The sequence below is a fragment of the uncultured Microscilla sp. genome, from assembly GCF_947493425.1.
GTDB lineage: Bacteria > Bacteroidota > Bacteroidia > Cytophagales > Microscillaceae > Microscilla.
This window is the reverse complement of record NZ_CANLRP010000150.1, coordinates 1-20692: the sequence shown is the minus strand read 5'-3', so window position 1 is coordinate 20692 and position 20692 is coordinate 1. Positions and strand designations below refer to the sequence as shown.

Here is a 20692-nt window from a genome sequence, read left to right as displayed (position 1 = left end):
TTGGTCTAAGAGCGACACTGATTGCTACTTTCGTAAATGCAAATGCTGCTTAAAACACTTTCGCAAGAAGTCTAATGCTTCACCACTTCTTTAGATGGCATACTGTTGCTTCTCTATGCCAGGTCATCAACTAAATAAAACGGATACATTTTTGGATTTAATGACCGAAGGACAATATATTAGGTCTTTCGGTTTTTTTATTACCAAATATGGATACACTTATGAAGAAACTTGCAGTAATTGTATTATTGTTGGCAGGCGGACTAATGGCAGGCTGCGGCGATGGCAAAAAAAAGAAAAAAACAACTACCCAGGATACAGTAGCTACCGAGCCTAAGACAGGCGAGGTTGATAAATCTCAAAGGACAGAGGCAGAAGCTTTATTTCAGGAAGTAAAAGGAGACAACCCTTCGATAAAACTTGAGATACTGCCCTTTGACAAAAACAAACTTCCTAAGCTTATGCAAAAGTATAAGGGCAAGCTGGTCAATGGCGCGCACTGGCGCGACAAAGGGGGAGAGCATTGGGTACTATTGACCGAAACAGGCAAAATAGAAGAGAAAAAAGGTAAAACCGATACCAGTGGGCACCTGATAGAGGAGCCAATGGTAAGCGCAGAAGCCCACGCTTATTTTTGGGTAAAAAAACATGACTCTTATATCAATTATCGTCGAGATTATTGGATTGAAAAGTGTGGTCCTTTTGATGTATTGGCTGAGTTTCTGACCAAAGGTTTTAGCATTACCGATGTAAACAATAACGGGCAAGCCGAGGTAACTATTACCTACAAACACTATTGCAGGAGCGATGTAAGCCCGGCTAACCTGACACTACGGATGATAGAAGCAAAGAAGATGTATGAAATGCATGGTACTACCAGGTTACGTACGGGTACCCAAGCCGATGCTCATGTAATAAAAAGTACCCGTAAGGCAGGCACCTTTACTCAAGCACCTGCCACTTTCCATACGCATGTAAATAAGGTGTGGGAAAAGGTAGAGGAAGAGAAACTGTAGGAGGCTTTTAGCTGGCATGTTTACTTTTTTAACTGCTAAAGCCCCCAAAACTTGAGTATCGGAAAAACATCAGACAATGCAAAGGGTTCTTCGGTTTTTTGGGGCTTTTCGTGGCGCATGCTACGCAAATAACGTCGCAGGGCATAACGGTCTTCTATCTCTCTCAAAAAAACTACATGTTGATGCAAATCCTCTAACCAAACCGCCCGTTGTTTGGCAAATTTTTGTGCAACCTCTTCGGCAGAGTTGCCGCAATAGTCAGCATATATATTGAGCATCGGTTCGGGCGGGTTTTTCAACATTTTAAGCTGAATTTCCTGCTCCATTACCTGTCGTCTAAGCGTTTCATTGTAAGCCTCTAGTTGCTCTTCGTCTAGTTTTAAGGCCGCTGCTTTGCCTGTATATTGGGTTTGCATACGCAGCAACTCAAAAAAATCGTTTGCCTTGTATGCCTTGGTGAGTTTTTGCATCAGCTCATTTTTTTCTTCCTTTCTTGTCACATCAGCTTCTGCATCGGGGTGCAATGTTTTGGCGAGGTGTGTATACAAGGTACGGCTTTGTTTTTTCAGGTCAGCGCCAGCCAAAAAAACCTCTGATTCGCTGACTGCTTTGGGCAATTTTTTACTTAATTCCTTAAAACTATCCCAATCCTCCAAATCCAGTTCATTTGCTTCTACCCCAAAACTGTCTTTTACAAAATCTCTGATAAACTCATTGGCCGCCTGATTTGCTTCTTGTTCCTGGGCGTCGTAAGGAGTAGTAGCATACTTATCATACACGGGCTTTAGTTGTTTGCGCCCTGCCTGGCTAATCAGGGTAAACCCTTCCTCTAAAATCATTGCCATCATCTGGCGTTTTTCATACATACTATAGTAAAACATCTCACAGGCTTCGTCAAGTCGCTCTACATACGCCTGGCGGCAATCTATCACCTGCTCTTGCAATGGGGTTATTTCTTGGTCTATGCGTACTTTAGCCGCTTCAATTTGCTTTTCTACCTCGGCTATTTCGGTCTTTAGTTCACTTATTTTCAAAATGTACGTATTAAAAGTAGCCTGGGCATCGTTCAACTTTGCCTGTTGGCTAATGATAGGCAGTGTTTTGTCCATAATTTTCATCCGTATTTCCTTACCCAACTGTAGTATAGACAATTGAAATTTAATAGTTGCATCAAGTCATACTACTATACATTTTTCGGTTGTGAAGACACAACCCGAGGCGGACGCGCCGCTGGCAGTGTCTTCACTGCCAGCTTGAGCCAAAATGTCTAGTAGTATGGCATCAAGTATTTTAAAACCTATAACAAAGGAAAGTCTACCTACATCTGCCAGGTTTTGTAGTATAGGCAGTTGAAATTTAATATTTGCAAACCTATAATAAAGAGAAGTCTACCCACACCTGCCAGGTTTTCAAAACCTGGCAGGTGTAAAATGCTGTTTTATTAAAAGTCTACAGACTGCACTACAAAACCTGGCAGGTGTAAAATGCTATTTTATTAAAAGTCTATTGACTACAATAAAGATGGGCAAACACACCAAGTATACTATATAGGCTATGCCCCAAAAAAACCATCAAAACCAAAAAAATCTTCCTCAGGGGTGGGCTGTTGTACAAAGTCTTTGAGGTATTTGCGTAGCTTCTTCTTATCGCTCACATACTTGTTGGTGTTCTTATACATTTTCAATTCATTTTTTGCCCTGAACACGCCTACCGTAAACTGATCTTTCAAATAAGTTTTGGTCATGTCTATGCTCTGAAAAATCTGATTGAGTGGAGGAGGTGGGTACATCAACATGTATTCTTCTTGCTGCAAATCACGCACTTGCTCCATCAAAATCTGGTTGTAATATACCAGTTGATCATTTTGTAGGTTTTCTATATTCGTCTCTCCTTGTTTGTATTCGATTTGTAAACGTAATAATTCAAAAAAATCGTTGTTTTTATAAGCCTCCGTCACCTTTTTCATAATCTCAGTTTTGCGGGCTTTCTCGGTTTCGTCTGGCTCTGCGTCAGGGTGCAACTCTTTTACCAAACTGGTATAAATGGTACGACTGGTTTTGCTCAGGTTCTGGGCTTCTTCCTTCATCTTTTGCTCCCGTTCTTCTTCTTTTTTTTGCTGAGCTGTGGTTTTTTTTCGTTGCTTTCGCTGCGCTCGGTACGCTTGCTCTCGCTCTTCCATTTGCTTCATTACCTCTTCCTGCAAGTCAAAAAAAGCTTCTGGATCATTCAAATCACCCACCTCGTCCACTTTTACACCAAACATTTCTTCAATAAAAGTTTTGGCGAACACCTCGCCAGACTCCTTTTCGTTTTTTATACTAGTGGTGTAGTCTACTTCTGCGTGTTTATCGTGCAACTCTATCAACTCTTCCATGCCCAACTGTTGAATGAGTTCAAAAGCTTCTTGTTCAATAATTTGGCTGATGATCTTCTTTTCTTTTTTCTTAAAAAAACGATCTGCGTGTGACTCGTCAAGTATTTTCAAAAACTCGACCTTTTCTTCTATCATCTGGTCTTCGATAGGCATAATTTCTTTGTGAAAACGCACAGTATAAGTATCAATGCGTTCCTTGAACAAGTCAATTTTCTTTTTTAGGTTTTTAATACGTTTGGTGCGATAATTAAATTGTTTTTGTAGCTTAGATAAAGGGCTTTGGTCTTTCTTGCCAATTACTGGTACAATCTCGTTATTGTTGCTCATGGGTAAAAAGGAGTTAATTTTAAATGTTACACAAAACTAACCAAAAAAACTGTCTTTAAAAGGAGTTAAAAAGGCTTTTTAGTCAAACATTAAGATAATGGCAGTCCTTGTTGGTTTTTGTTTAAAGTCAATTTTCAAAACCGTACACTAATTTTTCACTACTAATGCTTGTGCAGAGTTTAATTTTATCAGTCTCAAAAGTGCTTGAAAAACAGCGCCTTTACTTTCCGCCTTAGTTTGTGGGCGTTAAGAAATTTGAGAAATGAAGCCGTAAAACAGATCACTGACCGAGGAACGAGGGAATGTTTGAGCTGTTTCGGCGTAATGAAACAAATTTTAGCCAGGCAAACTACAGCGGTGGCTTTTTTTGGTTCGTTTTTTTAGCTAAAGAAAAAAATGAACGGATGCCTGAGGAAAACGAAACCAGGTTTTATTCTACAACTCAGCAGATTAGCAGCTATTTTTATGCTGTAAAACTATCAAAAAAATCAAGACTTATCTGCTATAAAAAAGTGTACGGTTTCAAAAAGTCAATTATAAAAACTCACCACTACCAACCATAAACCAAACAATGATGATAAATTTAAAAGAAGCATTTCAAGAGGTAGAAAAATATTTTTCACCCAAAATTATTGGCGAGGTAAACGATGTATATATCAAACTTGCCAAGATAAAAGGAGAAGAGGTTCCCTGGCACGCCCACGAGCACGAAGACGAGCTTTTTTATATAGTAGAAGGTTCCCTCTTGATGCAAATTGAAGGCGACAAGCCTTTTACTATGCATCAGGGCGATATGCATATTGTAAGCCGAGGCACACAACACCGGGTATCGTCTCAGCACGAGTGTTTGGTCATGTTGATTGAAAACAAAACGACTGCCCATACAGGCAAGGTACAAACGGCTATTACCAAGTCGATAGAGGACCAACAGTATTAAGGGCTTGTAGCTTACTTGTTGTTTGGTTTTTCTAACTAATAAGTTTATAACTCACTGAAAATAAGTGTGCTATGATCTTTTTTTAGTCGCCTATAGGGTGTACCTAACACCTAGAGTCTAGTACCTTATCCTCTAAGTAAATGCACTATTTATTTTGGATGAGATTTGTTCTCTGACGAACTTCAAAAATTGAGCATAGCCATAGCTATGCGATATTTTTTAAGTAAAGTCAGGGTGCGAATATCGCCAAAATAATGTATCAGGTATTTAGAGGTTGAGGTACTAGCCCCTTATCAAGGCTAATAACTATGCTCATCCAGTTTCACTTTCCCTTTAAATGTTTTATAGACAAATATAGTATACCCCAACACAAGCGGGGTACCAATGGCCACAAAAGTAAGCATAATACCCATTGATTTGGTCGATGAGGCAGCTTTGTATACATCTATATTATACTGAGGGTTGAGGGTAGAAATTAACAGGGTAGGGTACAACTCTATGGCCACCAGTACCAACAGCAAACCTATAGTAAGCGAAGAAAAAAAGAAGGCATATCCGTAGTTTTTTTTGCTGGCAAGCCGGGGTACATTGGCTATGCTCAAAAAAGTAAGTACAGGTACAATAAACAAACCAGGAGAAGATTTAAAATCATCGGAGAGGTGAGGAATGTAAAGCAATGTATACAGCGAGGTAATGCCAAATGTGACCATAAAAAAGATGATGGCTCGTTTGAGCAAAATAGTAAGTTTAGCGTATAAGCGCCCTTCGGTTTTGAGCAAAAGATAAATAGCCCCGTGTACCATAAACAACGCCAGCGTAGTGCAGCCTGTCATCAAGGCATAAGGATTGAGAAACTCAAAGAAACCTGCGCCCTGGTATTGGTATTTTTCATCTATGGCAATGCCTTGCAATACATTGCCCAGTACTACTCCCAACAAAAAAGCAAGCATAATACTGGACACACTGTAGCATATATCCCAGGTTTTGCGCCAAAGCTTGCCTTCTTCTTTGCTGCGAAACTCGATGGCAATTGCCCTAAATATAATAAAAACCAAAAACAGCATAAAAGGGGTATACATGGCCGAAAACAAGGTGGCATACAATACCGGAAATCCAGCAAACAGGGCGCCCCCCCCAATCACCAGCCATACTTCGTTGCCGTCCCACACTGGTCCAATGGCATTGAGGGCAATGCGTCGACTTTGTTCTTTTTTGAAAAATAAATGCCAGGCACCCGCCCCAAAGTCAAAGCCGTCGAGAATGGCATACCCTGAAAAAAGCCCGCCCACTACCAAAAACCACCAGGTGGGGTAATCTATACCTAAAAAAGTTTCCATAGTTGTTTATTGATCTTTGTTGTTTGTAAAAACGTCGCTCATTCCCTGAGTAAAAGGCCTTTGTTCGGTTGTGCTTTTGTCGTAAGGCCCATGCTTGATCTTTTTGGTAAGCAAATAGATAAACAAAAAGAAAAGTAAAGCATACACCATAAGAAATAAAATGAGTGAAAAAAGGATTTGATTGTCAGACACTGCCTGAGAGAATGCGTCGGAGGTGCGTAATAAGCCATAGACTACCCAAGGTTGGCGCCCCATTTCGGCAGCAAACCAACCCACTTGATTGGCTATTTGGGGCAAAAATACAGCAAATACAAACGCCCAAAGTACCCACTTGTTATTATATAACTTACCCCGCCACAACAAAAAACTTCCCAACACAGTCAATCCAATCAAAGTCATACCAATGGCTACCATCAAGTGGTAAAACTGGAAAATAGCATTGACCTGTGAAGGGCGATCCTTTTCGGGAAAGGCGTTGAGCCCCACCACAGGAGCTTTGGTGTCATAATGAAGCAACCAAGACAAGCCTCCCGGAACTTTGAGTCCGGTTACTTCTTGTTTTTCTTTGTTTACCCAACCCAACAAATACATATCGGCGGGTGCCTTGGCGTCGAAGTGCCCCTCTAGGGCGGCAAGCTTGGCAGGTTGGTTTTTTGCTACCCCCTCGGCAGAGTGGTGCCCGGTAAAGAGTTGCCCTAAAGAAAAAACCGTAGCAACGATCAAAGCTATTTTGAAAGCCCGTTTCGAAATAGTTACAAACTTGCCTTTGACCAAATAATAGGCGTGTACGCTGAGCACTAAAAATGACCCCGCCAAAAAAGCCCCCAACCATACATGCAACAAACGGTCTACGCTTGAAGGGTTGAACACCATTGCCCAAAAGTCGGTGATTTCTGCACGGGCATGCATGCCTTTACCTACGATGTGGTAACCTGCCGGAGTTTGTTGCCAGCTGTTGGCCACTACTATCCAAATGGCCGAAAACATAGAGCCCAAAAATACGCCTATAGTAGATACTAAATGTACCCAGGGTTTGACTCGGTTCCAGCCAAAAAGCAAGACACCCAAAAAGCCGCTTTCGAGGGCAAAGGCAAAAATACCCTCTGCCGCCAAAGCACTGCCAAATACATCGCCCACATAACGGGAGTATACCGCCCAGTTGGTGCCAAACTCAAACTCCATGACAATTCCGGTAACTACCCCAATACCAAAAGTAAGGGCAAATATTTTAGTCCAAAATTTAGCGAGTTGATGATATTCTTCATTTTTGGTTTTGAGGTAAAGCGACTCAAACACCACAAGGAGTAAGCCTAGCCCAATGCTTAAGGGCGGGTAGATATAATGGAACGATACCGTAAAAGCAAATTGGATTCTTGCCAGTATTTCTGTATCCATAAAACAATTATTTTTTTGGATGGTGTATCATAACAATAGTCCATAGCCCCGACAAGGTTCCCCGTAAACGGGATGTCGGCATAGCCTCCACTAGGGACTAGGTGCAAGGTTCTAGGTATACCTTGTTCCACAAGTAACCACGCTTTTGTATCACGTTGATTTTTAGCAACTTATAAAAAGCGTAGTTAGAAGCTGACTCGAATAAATGTTCACCTTGTTAAATGCTGTAAACCAGCATTTTATATTAAGATTGCTTACTTGCTTTATTTTTCAAAGGATTTCAGTTTTACACCTAAACACCTAATTAAATAGTTTTTAAACTCATAACCGTTTGATAACCGACCAACGGGAGCTCACCAAAGGTAATTAGCAACCGACTTTGACTAAAATCACTGAGGAGTATTGTCATAATAATTGTGAATGAAGCTAGTAGTTTTTTGGTAAAAAACATGCACAAAGCCCACAAAAAACTTTCACTTATTTGATCAATACCGGGCGTATGTCATTAATGGGTGAAGAGGTTGTATTCTTAAAAGTTTTGTAGCCAAAGAAAGGTCTCATTTGACTGCTTTTTAGTCCCAAATTCGGTTTTTGGGCATTTCAGGTGCTTTTTAAGACGATTATGCCAAAGGGTTTGCCGTGATTTGGGTCATTGTTTTACTATTTACTAAAGTCCCTCATTACCCATGAAAAACTTTTGGATACTTTTAATTACTTGCATTTGTTTATGTTTCACCACAGCCTGCCTTGAGGCACAGCCTGCCAATACAAAGGCTGAAAAATATAAATGCCCTCCCTGTGGTATGGACTGCGACAGGCTACACTTTGACAAGCCAGGTAGTTGCCCTCATTGCCACATGCCTTTGCAAAAAGCCAGCACCATTAAGCCCCGCACCAAAGTAGGCATTTTGTTGTTCGACGGAGTACAAATTATAGACTATACCGGCCCTTATGAAATATTTGGGCAAGCCGGATATGATGTGTATACAGTATCGAAAACCGGGCAGATGATAAGCACCGCTTTTAAAATGAAGGTACAACCCAATTATAGTTTTGCCAATGTACCCCAGCCCGATATTTTGGTAGTGCCAGGTGGGCAGGTAAACGCTGCGCGTAAAGACAAAGCAACCCTGGCCTGGCTCAAAAGTGTATACCCTCAAACCCAAAACCTGCTGAGTGTATGTACCGGTGCTTTTATATTGGCTGAAGCCCACTTGCTTGATGGTAAAACAGCCACCACATTTCATCGTTCGCTTGCCAAGCTTCGCAAGCAGTTTCCCAAAGTAAAAGTAGTGACTGACAAACGCTTTGTAGACAATGGCAAGATCATTACTTCGGCGGGGTTGTCGGCAGGAATGGACGCGGCGCTTGCGGTGGTGGCTAAAAAACAAGGCGTAGGCAATGCCCAAAAAATTGCGTTGCATATAGAGTACATCTGGCAACCCGAAAAAAAGTTTGCCCGTGGCGAGTTTGCCGATGTCAAGTACCTCAGGGGAACCCATAGACTGATCAGGCAACTGCGCAAGTTAAGCAGTCGCATCATTTTTAAACAAACTCAGGGAGATGTATCACAGTGGGACGCCCGCTGGCAACTCACCACTGGTCAGGTAGACAAGGTGTGGGAAACAATTGCGGCTCACTATGATACACACCATACTTTGTCTATCAATAAGCAAACGGCAAAGTGGCGCTTTAAGGGCAGCGATCAGTCTGACTGGAGCGGGCAAGTAAAGCTTGAGCCAGTGGCAGGCAAGGCAAATGACTACCAACTGATTGTAAAAGTGTGGCAAGTGAGTAAGGGTAAGTAAAGTGCCTCAGGTAGCTAAAATGCCTAAAAAGAGCTTTTGGGGCAGGTTTTCACGAAGAAAGACCTGTCCCCTTACTTTAATCCTTCATCAATCGCAATGCCTCGCGGCGACTCAGCGAATGCAAGCCCTTGGTATCTTGTACAAATTGGGTTACCCAATCAGGTGCTATGCGGCTATAGTCACGCAAAATCCAGCCAATGGCCTTGTTGATAAAGAACTCTTGCGACCCCAATAGTTTACCAATGACATACGCTAAAAAATCGGTATCAAGGTCTTTTTTATACTTAAGCTGAAACAATACGCAAGTACGTTGCAACCAAATATTGTCGGAAGCCAACCATTGGTCTACGCACACCTGGCGCTGCTTGGGATACATTTTCATATACCCTCCTACCAACCGGGGTGCAATAAAGTCTATGGTGTCCCACCACGACTGGCGCACAATAAGCCATTCCAGTAGTTCGATGTCTGTTGCCTCAAAAGTTTTGATGTACTTTTCGAGCAATTCCTGAGCGATATGATGAAACTCCCGCTGGGGCTTTTGCCATAATGCCTTTACTATTTCTATAGCCTCGGTTTTGGAAGGCAGGTGGGCTTTCGCCAAAAATGGTTTTTGCACCGCTCGTCTTTGGCTTGCCTTGAGTCCAAAAAACTCAAAGTTATCTTTCATATACGCCTTTTGTTGGGCAGCTACTACCGCGTTGGCGTGATGTTGTAGCTCGGCTTCGAGGGTAGTAATAAATTCGTCTGTTTTTTTAGTCATCATGTATAGTTTTTTGGCTATTGGTAATCGTGTACAATAGTCTATAGCATTTAGTCCGTAGTCCATAGCCCCTACAGGGGCAAGCTTCAAGTCCTTGGATACCGATGCATATCGGTGCGACAAGTCGCAAGTCCTTAGATACCGATGAATATCGCTGCTACACCCGTTCTACAAGTAACCACACTTTTGTATAACACTGATTTTCAGTTATTTACAAAAAGCGTAGTTATAAGTGGATTCGAGTAAATGTCTACCCCCGGTTAATATTTGTAAACCAGTATACTAAGATTGCGTACTCGCTTTATTTTTCAAAGGGTTTCAGTTTTACGTCTAAATTAAACAGTTTTTAAACTTATAACCATTTGATAACCGAGCCTCTGGCGAGTCCTTAGATACCGATGTATATCGGTGCTCACCGAAGGTAATCAATAATCAACTTTGACTAAAATCACTGCGGAGTATTGCGTGTAAGTAAAACGGAAAAAGTAAAATGAGCCAAACCGATGGCTACAGCTTTGCTGTGCCGAGCTCTGCCAACGGCTAATTTGGTGCAATATTTTTTCAAGAAGTCTGGGGCTACAAGATTAGTCAAATGGCTCAGGTTATTTTAGTAGTTTTACTAAAAATAAAGTTTTTCCATTACTTTGCCCATTTCGCCTCGGCATAAAAATCTGCCACTATCTGCTCAATATCTTTTGCCCCATACTTGCGCGAAAAATGTACAGGCACGGCCGATTTCACCCTACATGCGTGCATGATTCTACCCGATGCTTGCGCATAGCTATGATAATTGAGGGCAGCCAGCTCTTTTTCTTCGGTCTTGTAAAAACATTCGATAAAAACCCGGTGACAAGCCGTAAACAGCTTTTTAATTTTCTGATGGTTGGCTTCGTTGGCCGCATGATCCATAATTACTCCCAGCGAATCGCCCGCTTTTACTTCAAGCAAATGATACAATGCTTCGGCACGATAACTTTTGCCTTCTACAACTATAGCCTGGTCGTTTTGCCCCGCCTCAAAAGCTTGCTTGAGTACCCGCACCCAGGCGCCTCCTCTAAAACCTGCTTGCTCCAGGTTAATTTTTACACTGTCAGCCTCTTTAAAAAGGTAAGCTACCATGGGCAACTTGTGGTCTAACAAGGTAAAACTGACCTTAAAACGCTCATTTTCATATACTGGGTTGTTATTGGTTTGTATTGTATGCGTCGGCTTCAGTGTCCATACAGGAGGCTCTAATTCATACACTTGTATTTCGCTTTCGCTGATAATCTCTCTTATTTCATACACAATGGCGCCTGGCTTGATCAGGTTCCAACTATAGCCCCGTATTTTGGCTTGCACCTGCAGGTGAATATCTTTAGGCCCAACAATGACCACCCGTTTTTCGATGCCTATTTGATGACGCAGTATCTGATCAAAATTGATAAAATGATCGATGTGGGTGTGACTAATAAATACCGCTTCAGTATTTTGGCACTCTTTTACAGTAAGCCCGCTGGCATCGCCACAATCTACTATATAGTTGGGCGAGTGATTGTCAAGTTTGAATAAAATAGAAATATCTTCGTGAGGCAGACTTTTTATTTCGGGTAAAAACATAAACAAAAAAGATTTTGGTTTAGAGTATGTTTAAATTTTGTCTGCGAAGTTAAAACAGATGATTTTTACGTGCGCGAAAAAGGCTCTTTTTCTCGCCTGCTCTCCCGAATCAAGTTCAGGATAGGCGGCTTTGTTCTCGGAGGGCAGTGTCTTTACAGCACTATTATAAAATCAATGATTCGGGTATCTATGAGCCGTTACTTCCCCGAATCAAGTTCGGTTTACAACTCTGAGCTTGTACTCGGAGGATTTTCAACTTAACGCCAACAACATAAGGCTGAGTCCAACTGACACAACCATTGTTACTCGATTATTAAATAGCAAGAGTCCTTTCTGGTGGATGTTGTCGTGCTTAAAAATGTATTTCATTAGCACCTTTTTAACTCTGAAAACACGCTTTAAACAAGCTCTTAGCTCTAAATACAGCGCCGAATATTATGAAAATGAATTCAAAAGGTTTTAAAAGAAGAGGGTAGAACAATGGAAAGTTGCTCAGGTGTACGCTACAATTACTAAAAATATGAGCATTGTGGTTGCTTTTCGAGCAAAATTTGCGAATTTTTGTTGCCTGATACACAAGTTGGGTTCAACCTGTTTCATAAATTATACTTGAATTGCCTGACGCTTGCTGTGATGAGCTCAACGCATTTAAACAGCGTGTACCTAGTCCCTAGAACCTTGTCGGGGCTATGACTAACCTCCAATAAAATGACCAAGATAAAAAAAGCCTATTTTTGCCAAAGTTGCGGGCACCAATCGCCCAAATGGATGGGAAAGTGCCCCTCCTGTGATTCGTGGAATACTTTGGTAGAAGAAATTGTGCAGAAAGAAGAAGCCAAAAAAGGTGACTGGAAAACCTCTACCTCACGCAAAGTGGCAAACAAACCCCGTTTGCTCAAAGAAATTAAGTTTAGCGCCCAGGAACGGGTCATTACTCCTGACGGAGAACTTAACCGGGTGTTGGGTGGTGGTATTGTACCTGGCTCGCTGGTGCTTATTGGAGGCGAACCAGGCATAGGCAAGTCTACCCTGATGCTACAAATAGCCCTTACTATGCACCAAATGAAGGTGTTGTATGTATCGGGCGAAGAAAGTGAGCAACAGATAAAAATGCGTGCCGATCGGATTACCCAACAAAACGAGGGCTTGGTGGCCAGCCGCGAAAACTGCTACATTTTGACCGAAACCTCTACTCAAAATATATTTAAGCAAATAGAAGAATTTGCTCCTCAAATATTGGTCATAGACTCGATCCAAACCTTGCACTCCAGCTTTTTAGAGTCAAGCGCAGGCACTGTATCGCAAGTACGCGAATGCACGGCTGAGCTGCTCAAGTTTGCCAAAGAAAGCCAAACTCCAGTATTTTTGATTGGGCACATCAACAAAGAGGGGAGCATAGCTGGTCCCAAGGTGCTGGAACACATGGTAGACACTGTACTACAGTTTGAGGGCGACCGCCACCTGGTATACAGAATTTTACGCGCCACCAAAAACCGCTTTGGCTCCACCTCTGAATTGGCCATTTATGAGATGTTGGGTGATGGCTTGCGCGAAGTAAGTAATCCTTCAGAAATATTAATTTCTCAACGCGATGATGACCTCAGCGGTATTTCTATTGGGGCAACCCTAGAGGGCAATCGCCCTTTATTGATAGAGGTGCAGTCGTTGGTGAGTACTTCAAACTATGGTACTCCTCAGCGTAGCAGTACCGGGTTCGACGGCAAACGGTTGAATATGTTGCTTGCCGTGCTTGAGAAAAGAGGCGGCTTTATGCTGGGCAATCAAGACGTGTTTTTGAACATTACCGGAGGGCTTAAGATAGAAGACCCTGCTATAGACTTGGCGGTGTGTGTGTCGGTGGCATCGTCTTACAACGACATCAGTGTGTCAAACGACATGTGTTTTGCGGCAGAAGTGGGCTTGGGGGGCGAAATAAGGGCGGTAAACAAGGTGGAAAATCGTATTTCGGAAGCCGAAAAGCTGGGTTTCAAAGAAATATACATTTCTAAATATGCCCTCAAGAGCGTAAATCAGAGCAATTATACCATCAAAATAAAAGCCTTTGGTAAGGTAGAAGAGGTATTTGAAGATTTGTTTGGTTAATCTACACCAACCTGATGGGGCGTATTTTAGTACGCTCCTTTTTTGGATAACCCCCTCCCCTGCTACGCTGTGATGAGGCGATTTGTGGAGACACCATAGCCGTCAAATTAAGTAAGAATAGGAAAAAATAATTTTGTTTTCTCTTCCACACAGCAATATTTGAAACTTAAAAAACAACTGGTTGTTGGCGCGCATGCCGTTGTAGAGTAAAATCTTGCTGGGGAGTTCAAAAGTTGAATTTGCTTGGTTGGGCACGCGCGAGGACGACGCGCGCCATCTTCAGGTACTAAAGTATACAATTACAACACGCCTCTACAGGGTTATTTCTAAATACTGGAATAATAAAATGATCTTCCAACCAGCCATATTCTACAGCCTCAAACTTTGGTCGCTCAGTCAGTCGGGAGCACCTTAGAGAACCACCAAATGGCCAGTTGCTCAAGTAGTAATGAACAATTCGGTGACAAGGGTAGCTTTCACCTTCGACAAATATTTTTTATAACAACCTCATTTTTTAACTTTGCCTTAATTTTTTAGAGCTGAATAAACAAAATTAATCTTGAGTTTAATTGTAAGTATAGAAACCTCCACCAAAGTTTGTTCGGTGGCACTGCACCAGGAAGGTGAGCTATTAGGTGATGCTACGCTTTGGGTAGCACAATCACATTCGGTCATGCTTACTTCTCTTATAGAAGATGTGGTGAGCCATGCCCAACAAAAACTAGAAGATCTGGACGCAATAGCATTAGGCAAAGGTCCTGGCTCTTATACTGGGCTGCGCATTGGCACTGCCACTGCCAAGGGCTTATGCTTTGCCCTTGACAAGCCCTTGGTGGCTATCAATTCATTGCACGCCATGGCAGCCGCTATGCAACACACTGCGGTAGACAAACACTGGTTTTGCCCTATGATAGACGCCCGCCGCATGGAGGTGTACTGTGCTATGTATGACGAAGACTTGCAAGAACAACAGGCCACCGAAGCCAAAATTATAGACGCGAATTCTTTTGAAGAGATTTTGAGCACTCAAAAAGTGGTATTTTTTGGCGACGGGGCAGCCAAATGTAAAGAAGTATTAGGGAACAATTCCAACGCTTTATTTGTTGACAATTTCCACCCAACAGCCCGCTCGGTGGGTCAATTGGCGCACAAAGCTTTTGTACAAGGGCAAACAGAAGATCTGGCTTACTTTGAGCCTTTTTACCTCAAAGATTTTGTGGCGCTTAAGCCCACCAAAAAGTTTAAATTGTAACTACCATCTTTTGTCATGTGTGCTTATCGACTTTGCTTTTGATGGGTTAAAACAAAAAACTATGGAAGACGAAATTGTAAACCGGGTAGCGCAAAGCGCTCTTATTACGTTTAATTTGGAAGACTACTACAGCCACCACGAACGGGTGGTTTATGATATAAAAGACAATCTTTTTCAGGAAATGATTCTACGGGAAAAAGATTTCAGGGCGTTTGTAAAAACACATGACTGGAGCCAATACCAGGATAAAAATGTAGCCATTATCTGTTCGGTAGATGCCATAGTGCCCACCTGGGCGTATATGTTGCTGGCACTACAGCTTGAGCCTTATGCTCATCATTTTGTTTTTGGCGACTTAGCAGTTCTAGAACAAGCTTTGTTTCAACAAGCGCTTAATAACATTGAGGTAGAAGAGTTTCGCGACAAAAAAGTTGTCATCAAAGGTTGCGGCGATTTGCCCATTCCCGAATATGCTTATGTAGAGCTTACCCGTTTGCTGCGCCCGGTAGTGGCCACCATGATGTATGGCGAACCTTGCAGCACAGTGCCTTTATTTAAACAAAGGAAAAAGAAGTAAGCGTTTTTTCTTATGATTTGCCAAAGCACTTGTAAAACACCCTAAATCAAGGCAAGCTCTCGCCCTTATTGCACTCTGTACAAACAAAAGGCAAAGGATTCACTATTGAATTCTTTGCCTTTTTTTAATCATGATTTTCTACGTTGCAGGCTTACTCCTTCTCAAACAAGCCATTTACCAGGTTTACATACTCTTGTTTGGCATCTTCGCTGTCCTTGCCTTTTATTTTTGCCCAGGCGTCATATTTGGCTCTCCCCTTAAAATCCATCATTCCGGGGCGGCTACCGCTTACATCGCCCTGGCTGGCTTGCTTAAACAAGGCATACATCTGTAGCAATTCTTCGTTGCTGGGGCGTTTGGTCAATTGTTTGGAACGTGCTGCTGCGGCTTCGAAATCTTCTGTTAATCCCATGTCTGAAAAATTAAATATTTAAAGAGTTATAAAAAAAATACAATGTTATCAGTAATTTAATGACTGGTAGTCATTAATAAACAGAAATCTTACTCGCTTGTATACCCCTGTTTATCAATACTTTGCTTAAACGTAAATATTTTAAATGTAAGTTTTAGGCAATTTATAGTAAAAAAATCAACCTATTTATTCTATTTTTTATTAAATTTGGGTACACTACCTAATCAACCATAAGGTTTCAGGGTTTTGTATCACAAACGACTTACGACCTTAGGGCGTATTTATAAATTGATTTGCCGGGTATAACTGCAATAGTGGCCTTTCAAATCTCGCCCTCAAAATACTTCTTACACTGAATTATGGCAAAAAAAATCACCCAAAAAGAAGCAAAAACTGCCACTGCTCCGCAGAGTACCCCAAATGTAGCAACAAAAACATCAGAGTTGCAAATACCAACTGCCAACCCTGATGCTACAACCAGCGAAGAAATTGTGGAAGTAGTAGCCGAAGAAGTAATGGCTGCTGACGATGAATTGCTTACCCAGGAAATAAAAGACAACACCCATATATTTGAGGAGTTTTTTGACCTTGACTATGCCAAGAGCCTCGCCAAGTTGCTGGAACCAATAGATAAGTATTATTTTAGGGCTACACTTATCGGTTTTGACGAAGAATTGGGCGAGTTTCCAGCAAGAAATAACCCTAAACGCCCACTTATTTTTGTCAGCAATCATTCGGGGATGGCTTTCCCCTGGGATGGGATGGTGTTTGCGTCAGCCTTGATGAAAATGAACGGGTACAAGTTAGACAAAGCAGCTAGGGGGTTGGCGTCGCCTATGCTATCACAAACCAACCTGATGAATCCGTTTTTGATCCATAATTTTTGGAAAAGAGCGGGAGGAATTGATGCTACATCGCTCAATTTTGAAACTATGATGCACTATGGCGAGTCCAATTTTTTGATTTACCCAGAGGGCATCAAGGGCATAGGCAAGGGGTTTGACAAACGATACCAACTACAGCGGGTGTCATCATCGGCAGTGCGCATGAGCATCAAATACAAAACAGATATTATTCCTTTTGCCACCATCAATGCCGAATATATCAATCCATTCAGCTATAGCCTGAAATGGCTCGATGACATTGTTCAAAGCATTGGCATTCCTTTTATTCCGGTAGGCCCACTTACCACCCTTATTTTGCTTCAGCCCTGGATGTTTTATTTTGCCGCTCCGGCAAAACTTACCTATGTACGTGGCAAACGTATCAAGCCGTATGAAATGATTGACAAACCTTTTGAAGAGATTACTTTGGAAGAGTTTAGAGCAATTAGCAAAAAAATTCAGAAAAATATGCAGGCAGAGCTAAGCCGCATGGTAGAGATGTATGGACAAAACCCTTATGACTGGGGTGGTTTCTTCCGTACTATTTTACAAAACTTTAGCAAGCTTCCTTACTTTGTGCCTATAGCCTGGCCATTTTTATTTACCGAGCACGAACGCCGCTACCGTCGTTTTAAGACACGCCTTGCCCAACTGGCTGAAGACGCCCGTGAAGCATACAAAGAAGCTTACCTCAACGAAAAACCCCGCGAAGAGTCACTGGTAGGGTTGGTTAAAACTGCCACTGATACTATTCTCAAAAATCCCGAAGTATTGCTGCTCTATGTACCATTGGTAGGTTGGATTCCCACCCTGATCAAAGGGTTTAGCCGCGAAGAAGATTAGATTTTTGCCTTGGGGCATGACTTGACAAAAAAAATATAGACCTTCTCAAATAATGTTGAATTATTTAAGGAGGTTTTGTTTTTTTTATCATATTTGATTCAATGTTTTTAAAATACGATAATTCCCTATTAAATACTTAAGTTAATTTTATTAGTTTTGTTGTTTGCACAGAAGAGTTGTTGATGGCTAAAAGCTTTAAGACCAATAAATATATGTGCTTATTCCATTATATACATCTACAATATTTTGAGAAAACAACTATTACTTTTATTTTGTATTAAATTTATTGTTTCATGTCTGATCAACAGAAATTTATAGATATTAAGCGAGTGATTGCCGACAAGAATCCTAAGTTGCTCAAATGGACACCTGGCTTTGTGGTAAAGTACTTAAAAAATATCTTACACGAAGATGAAATAAATGAGGTAATTGAAAATAATAAGGATAAATTAAATATTGAGTTTTGCGAAGAAGTTATCAAGCATTTCAACATTCAGCTTACTACGCAGGGGCTTGACAACGTCCCCGAAAAGGGTGGTTGTATTCTTGCCATTAATCATCCCTTGGGTGGCATGGATGCGATGGCTATAGTAACCTTACTCAAACAAAAAAGAACAGATATAAAATTTATCGTTAATGATGTTTTAATGAATCTTGTCAACCTCCAAGGAATGTTTGTGGGAGTAAACAAACACGGTAAAAATGTGAAAGAATCGTTGAGAAAAGTAGATGAACTTTTTGCTACTGATCAACTTATTTGCGTGTTTCCGGCGGGGCTGGTGAGCCGAAAGAAAAAAGGGGAAATACGTGATCTTGAATGGAAGAAAACATTTATAACCAGGGCAAGAAAACACCAGAGGCTTATTATACCTACTTATATAGATGGAGAGTTGTCTAACTTTTTTTATCGCCTGTCGAACATGAGAACTAAAGTAGGCGTAAAAACCAATATAGAGATGCTCTACCTGGTGAATGAAATGTTTAAGCAAAGAAATAAGAAAATGAAGGTTATTTTTGGTAAACCGATTGTATCGAACGACCTCGACCGGAAAATCAAAAGTGACGCTGAATGGGCAGAAGAAATAAAGAATAAAGTTTATCAGTTAGATAGATAAAATGGCAGAACAAACTATTATACCACCTGTGAGCAGGGATTTGCTGAAGAAAGAACTAAGCAAAGAGCGTTTTGTGCGCTATACACGTAAAGGAGAAAATGAAATTTATGTGGTCAATTACCACAATGCTCCTAATATACTAAGAGAAATTGGGCGCTTAAGAGAGGAGGCTTTCAGAGGTGCTGGAGGAGGCACTGGCAAAGCATTGGATATTGACGAACTGGATACTTGCGAACAGTGTTACCAGCAGTTGATTGTTTGGGACCCTCAGGACGAGGAAATCATCAGTGGTTATCGTTTTATCAAATGTGCCGATGTGCTCAATAATGAAAGTGGTAAAACTGCCCTGAGTACCGAGCATTATTTTACCTTTGAAGACAAGTTTGTCAAAGAATACCTCCCCAAAACCATTGAACTGGGACGAAGCTGGGTACAAACTGCTTATCAACCTATGAACTCTCCCCGAAAGGGTTTGTTTGCCCTTGATAACATTTGGGATGGGTTGGGCATTATTACAGTGATGAACCCTGAGGTGGAATATTTCTTCGGCAAGGCGACCATGTATCCACATTATAACCTGGAATGTAAGAGCTTTTTATTGCATTTTATGCACTATTACTTCCCCGATGACGAGCAATTGATGACCTCTAAGTATCCGCTGGAGCTAGAGTATGACCGCGAGGCTTTTGACCAAATGCTGGAGGGGCTCAATTTTAAAGAAGGCTTTAAGGTATTGAACCAATACGTCCGTGAGCGCAAAGAAATTGTACCTCCTTTGGTAAATATATATATGCACCTGTCGCCTACTATGAAAACCTTTGGCACTGCCGTAAACCCCGACTTTGGAGGGGTGGAAGAAATAGGTATAATGGTGAAGATTAAAGATATTTATGAAGATAAAAAAACCCGCCATATTGAATCTATTAGACGATAAAGATGCCAGGTTTTAAGTGTTTGGGAGCTTTTCGGCCAATGGGTTCAATGGTTGTTTCAAGCACCTGCTTTTACTGCATAGTAGCGACTTGACAGATATCACATTTGAATCTACAGCTGTTTTTGTGCTCAATAGCCCCTCCCTACTTAACGCTCAGTTTTTTAGTCAAGCCATCAGAAAAATTCTGGTGGCTTATTTTTTTGCCCCGATCCTAAGTACAAAAACGCTACAAGTGCATTACTCTATTACAACTACTATTATTACTACTACACCACAAAATAAATAAACACCAAAACACTTATTAAAAATGGATGCATTTGCTTTAGAAAATTGCCAAAAACCAGTGACTCGTGTAAGGTTTAACAATTTTGAAAACTTAGAGGTGGAACTCAAACACGAAGGAGCTTTTTTCAATATTAATGAACTCAATGCACTGACCACCATACTTAGCGATGTGCCGTGCCAGGAACGAGGCTTTAGGGCTTTGTGCAACTGCTGGCAACAACACCAACAGTATAATTTAAAACAAGGGTTTGCCGAACAGTTTTTTGACTATGTAAAAACTATAGATGAGGTGCTCGAAAAAGTAAATGCGCTGCGTTTTCCAGAAGAATTTGAGGAGTATATAACCGATGTATTGGCTAAGCTTCAATGGACCAAAAGCCTTTACCTTGGCATCGCTTCTCATAAAGAGTCATGCGTTGGTCAACACTGTTTGAACCCTCAGAAATTGCTAAAAATGAGACCACGAAGGCTAATAAGACATATCAATAAGTTTATTCAAAACGCGGAAAAAACTACGCTCATCCACTCCGACTGGTTTTTGTACCAGCAAAGCACTATGCTGGCGCGCACTTATAATATTTCTTTTAGTGTAGAATAGATTAGTTGGGAGCCTCTGTAGGGACAAGTCCTTAGCTACAAGCAGCAAGTGCAACTTTGTCCATGCCTGAAATAGGTTGACCTTGGGTTGACAATTAGACACTTTTGAACAAATTCAATTGATTTGCATTATT

17 protein-coding genes are annotated in these 20692 nt (G+C 41.3%); 10 read left to right on the top strand and 7 right to left on the bottom strand.

What is annotated here, in order from left to right; translation table 11 throughout:
* The first annotated feature begins 221 nt into the window (after nucleotides 1-221).
* The gene (locus tag Q0954_RS26220) at nucleotides 222-1016 is read left to right on the top strand and encodes a M949_RS01915 family surface polysaccharide biosynthesis protein (protein ID WP_299462129.1); all 795 of its coding nucleotides are present in this window, start codon (nucleotides 222-224) and stop codon (nucleotides 1014-1016) included.
* A 35-nt stretch (nucleotides 1017-1051) separates the two neighbouring features.
* Here Q0954_RS26220 and Q0954_RS26215 read toward each other — a convergent pair whose 3' ends face one another.
* Both Q0954_RS26215 and Q0954_RS26210 read right to left on the bottom strand, forming a co-directional pair.
* Entirely contained in the window at nucleotides 1052-2125 is a 1074-nt protein-coding gene (locus Q0954_RS26215) for a hypothetical protein (protein ID WP_299462126.1), read from the bottom strand.
* Nucleotides 2126-2568: 443 nt separating this feature from the next.
* Nucleotides 2569-3717, bottom strand: a complete 1149-nt coding sequence (locus Q0954_RS26210) for a J domain-containing protein (RefSeq protein ID WP_299462123.1) — start codon at nucleotides 3715-3717, stop codon at nucleotides 2569-2571.
* A 571-nt stretch (nucleotides 3718-4288) separates the two neighbouring features.
* On the opposite strand from Q0954_RS26210, the gene Q0954_RS26205 reads away from it, so the two are divergent.
* A complete protein-coding gene (locus Q0954_RS26205) occupies nucleotides 4289-4654 on the top strand; it encodes a cupin domain-containing protein (protein ID WP_299462120.1) in 366 nt (121 codons plus the stop codon).
* Nucleotides 4655-4953: 299 nt separating this feature from the next.
* On the opposite strand, the gene cydB is transcribed toward Q0954_RS26205, so the two are convergent.
* Both cydB and Q0954_RS26195 read right to left on the bottom strand, forming a co-directional pair.
* Nucleotides 4954-5991, bottom strand: coding sequence for a cytochrome d ubiquinol oxidase subunit II (gene cydB, locus Q0954_RS26200; protein ID WP_299462117.1), 1038 nt, complete (start codon nucleotides 5989-5991; stop codon nucleotides 4954-4956).
* Between the two features lie 6 nt (nucleotides 5992-5997).
* Nucleotides 5998-7386, bottom strand: coding sequence for a cytochrome ubiquinol oxidase subunit I (locus Q0954_RS26195; RefSeq protein WP_299462114.1), 1389 nt, complete (start codon nucleotides 7384-7386; stop codon nucleotides 5998-6000).
* 803 nt (nucleotides 7387-8189) lie between these two features.
* Between Q0954_RS26195 and Q0954_RS26190 the strand changes: the two genes are divergently transcribed.
* Entirely contained in the window at nucleotides 8190-9194 is a 1005-nt protein-coding gene (locus Q0954_RS26190; protein ID WP_299462111.1) for a DJ-1/PfpI family protein, read from the top strand.
* Nucleotides 9195-9270: 76 nt separating this feature from the next.
* Here the strand turns inward: Q0954_RS26190 and Q0954_RS26185 are convergent, their stop codons facing one another.
* Both Q0954_RS26185 and Q0954_RS26180 read right to left on the bottom strand, forming a co-directional pair.
* Nucleotides 9271-10080, bottom strand: coding sequence for a DNA alkylation repair protein (locus tag Q0954_RS26185; protein ID WP_299462108.1), 810 nt, complete (start codon nucleotides 10078-10080; stop codon nucleotides 9271-9273).
* A 516-nt stretch (nucleotides 10081-10596) separates the two neighbouring features.
* Complete coding sequence (locus tag Q0954_RS26180) at nucleotides 10597-11556, bottom strand: peptidase (RefSeq protein ID WP_299462106.1); 960 nt, start codon at nucleotides 11554-11556, stop codon at nucleotides 10597-10599.
* A 708-nt stretch (nucleotides 11557-12264) separates the two neighbouring features.
* Between Q0954_RS26180 and radA the strand changes: the two genes are divergently transcribed.
* The 3 genes from radA (at nucleotide 12265) to Q0954_RS26165 (ending at nucleotide 15488) form a co-directional block, all read left to right on the top strand.
* Nucleotides 12265-13659 (top strand): DNA repair protein RadA, encoded by a 1395-nt coding sequence (gene radA / locus Q0954_RS26175; RefSeq protein ID WP_299462103.1) that lies wholly within the window; start codon nucleotides 12265-12267, stop codon nucleotides 13657-13659.
* 559 nt (nucleotides 13660-14218) lie between these two features.
* Entirely contained in the window at nucleotides 14219-14911 is a 693-nt protein-coding gene (gene tsaB / locus Q0954_RS26170; RefSeq protein ID WP_299462100.1) for a tRNA (adenosine(37)-N6)-threonylcarbamoyltransferase complex dimerization subunit type 1 TsaB, read from the top strand.
* 61 nt (nucleotides 14912-14972) lie between these two features.
* Nucleotides 14973-15488: a DUF2480 family protein gene (locus Q0954_RS26165; protein ID WP_299462097.1), complete on the top strand. Its 516-nt coding sequence runs from the start codon at nucleotides 14973-14975 to the stop codon at nucleotides 15486-15488.
* 151 nt (nucleotides 15489-15639) lie between these two features.
* Here the strand turns inward: Q0954_RS26165 and Q0954_RS26160 are convergent, their stop codons facing one another.
* The gene (locus tag Q0954_RS26160; RefSeq protein WP_299462094.1) at nucleotides 15640-15900 is read right to left on the bottom strand and encodes an acyl-CoA-binding protein; all 261 of its coding nucleotides are present in this window, start codon (nucleotides 15898-15900) and stop codon (nucleotides 15640-15642) included.
* Nucleotides 15901-16259: 359 nt separating this feature from the next.
* Here Q0954_RS26160 and Q0954_RS26155 point away from each other — a divergent pair, with 359 nt between their 5' ends.
* The 4 genes from Q0954_RS26155 (at nucleotide 16260) to Q0954_RS26140 (ending at nucleotide 20559) form a co-directional block, all read left to right on the top strand.
* Entirely contained in the window at nucleotides 16260-17627 is a 1368-nt protein-coding gene (locus tag Q0954_RS26155) for a 1-acyl-sn-glycerol-3-phosphate acyltransferase (protein ID WP_299462091.1), read from the top strand.
* 293 nt (nucleotides 17628-17920) lie between these two features.
* Nucleotides 17921-18742 carry a 1-acyl-sn-glycerol-3-phosphate acyltransferase gene (locus Q0954_RS26150; RefSeq protein WP_299462088.1) on the top strand — a complete coding sequence of 274 codons (822 nt, stop codon included), beginning with the start codon at nucleotides 17921-17923 and terminating at the stop codon, nucleotides 18740-18742.
* A gap of 1 nt (nucleotide 18743) precedes the next feature.
* On the top strand, nucleotides 18744-19676 hold the full coding sequence (locus tag Q0954_RS26145) for a GNAT family N-acetyltransferase (protein ID WP_299462085.1): 933 nt from the start codon (nucleotides 18744-18746) through the stop codon (nucleotides 19674-19676).
* Between the two features lie 307 nt (nucleotides 19677-19983).
* Nucleotides 19984-20559: a hypothetical protein gene (locus Q0954_RS26140; RefSeq protein ID WP_299462082.1), complete on the top strand. Its 576-nt coding sequence runs from the start codon at nucleotides 19984-19986 to the stop codon at nucleotides 20557-20559.
* The last annotated feature ends 133 nt before the right edge of the window (nucleotides 20560-20692 follow it).

Coding starts and splice junctions, on each gene's coding strand:
- Q0954_RS26220 (WP_299462129.1), top strand. CDS start 222: ATGAAGAAACTTGCAGTAATTGTATTATTGTTGGCAGGCGGACTAATG.
- Q0954_RS26215 (WP_299462126.1), bottom strand. CDS start 2,125: ATGGACAAAACACTGCCTATCATTAGCCAACAGGCAAAGTTGAACGAT.
- Q0954_RS26210 (WP_299462123.1), bottom strand. CDS start 3,717: ATGAGCAACAATAACGAGATTGTACCAGTAATTGGCAAGAAAGACCAA.
- Q0954_RS26205 (WP_299462120.1), top strand. CDS start 4,289: ATGATGATAAATTTAAAAGAAGCATTTCAAGAGGTAGAAAAATATTTT.
- cydB (WP_299462117.1), bottom strand. CDS start 5,991: ATGGAAACTTTTTTAGGTATAGATTACCCCACCTGGTGGTTTTTGGTA.
- Q0954_RS26195 (WP_299462114.1), bottom strand. CDS start 7,386: ATGGATACAGAAATACTGGCAAGAATCCAATTTGCTTTTACGGTATCG.
- Q0954_RS26190 (WP_299462111.1), top strand. CDS start 8,190: ATGGACTGCGACAGGCTACACTTTGACAAGCCAGGTAGTTGCCCTCAT.
- Q0954_RS26180 (WP_299462106.1), bottom strand. CDS start 11,556: ATGTTTTTACCCGAAATAAAAAGTCTGCCTCACGAAGATATTTCTATT.
- radA (WP_299462103.1), top strand. CDS start 12,265: ATGACCAAGATAAAAAAAGCCTATTTTTGCCAAAGTTGCGGGCACCAA.
- Q0954_RS26165 (WP_299462097.1), top strand. CDS start 14,973: ATGGAAGACGAAATTGTAAACCGGGTAGCGCAAAGCGCTCTTATTACG.
- Q0954_RS26160 (WP_299462094.1), bottom strand. CDS start 15,900: ATGGGATTAACAGAAGATTTCGAAGCCGCAGCAGCACGTTCCAAACAA.
- Q0954_RS26155 (WP_299462091.1), top strand. CDS start 16,260: ATGGCAAAAAAAATCACCCAAAAAGAAGCAAAAACTGCCACTGCTCCG.
- Q0954_RS26150 (WP_299462088.1), top strand. CDS start 17,921: ATGTCTGATCAACAGAAATTTATAGATATTAAGCGAGTGATTGCCGAC.
- Q0954_RS26145 (WP_299462085.1), top strand. CDS start 18,744: ATGGCAGAACAAACTATTATACCACCTGTGAGCAGGGATTTGCTGAAG.
- Q0954_RS26140 (WP_299462082.1), top strand. CDS start 19,984: ATGGATGCATTTGCTTTAGAAAATTGCCAAAAACCAGTGACTCGTGTA.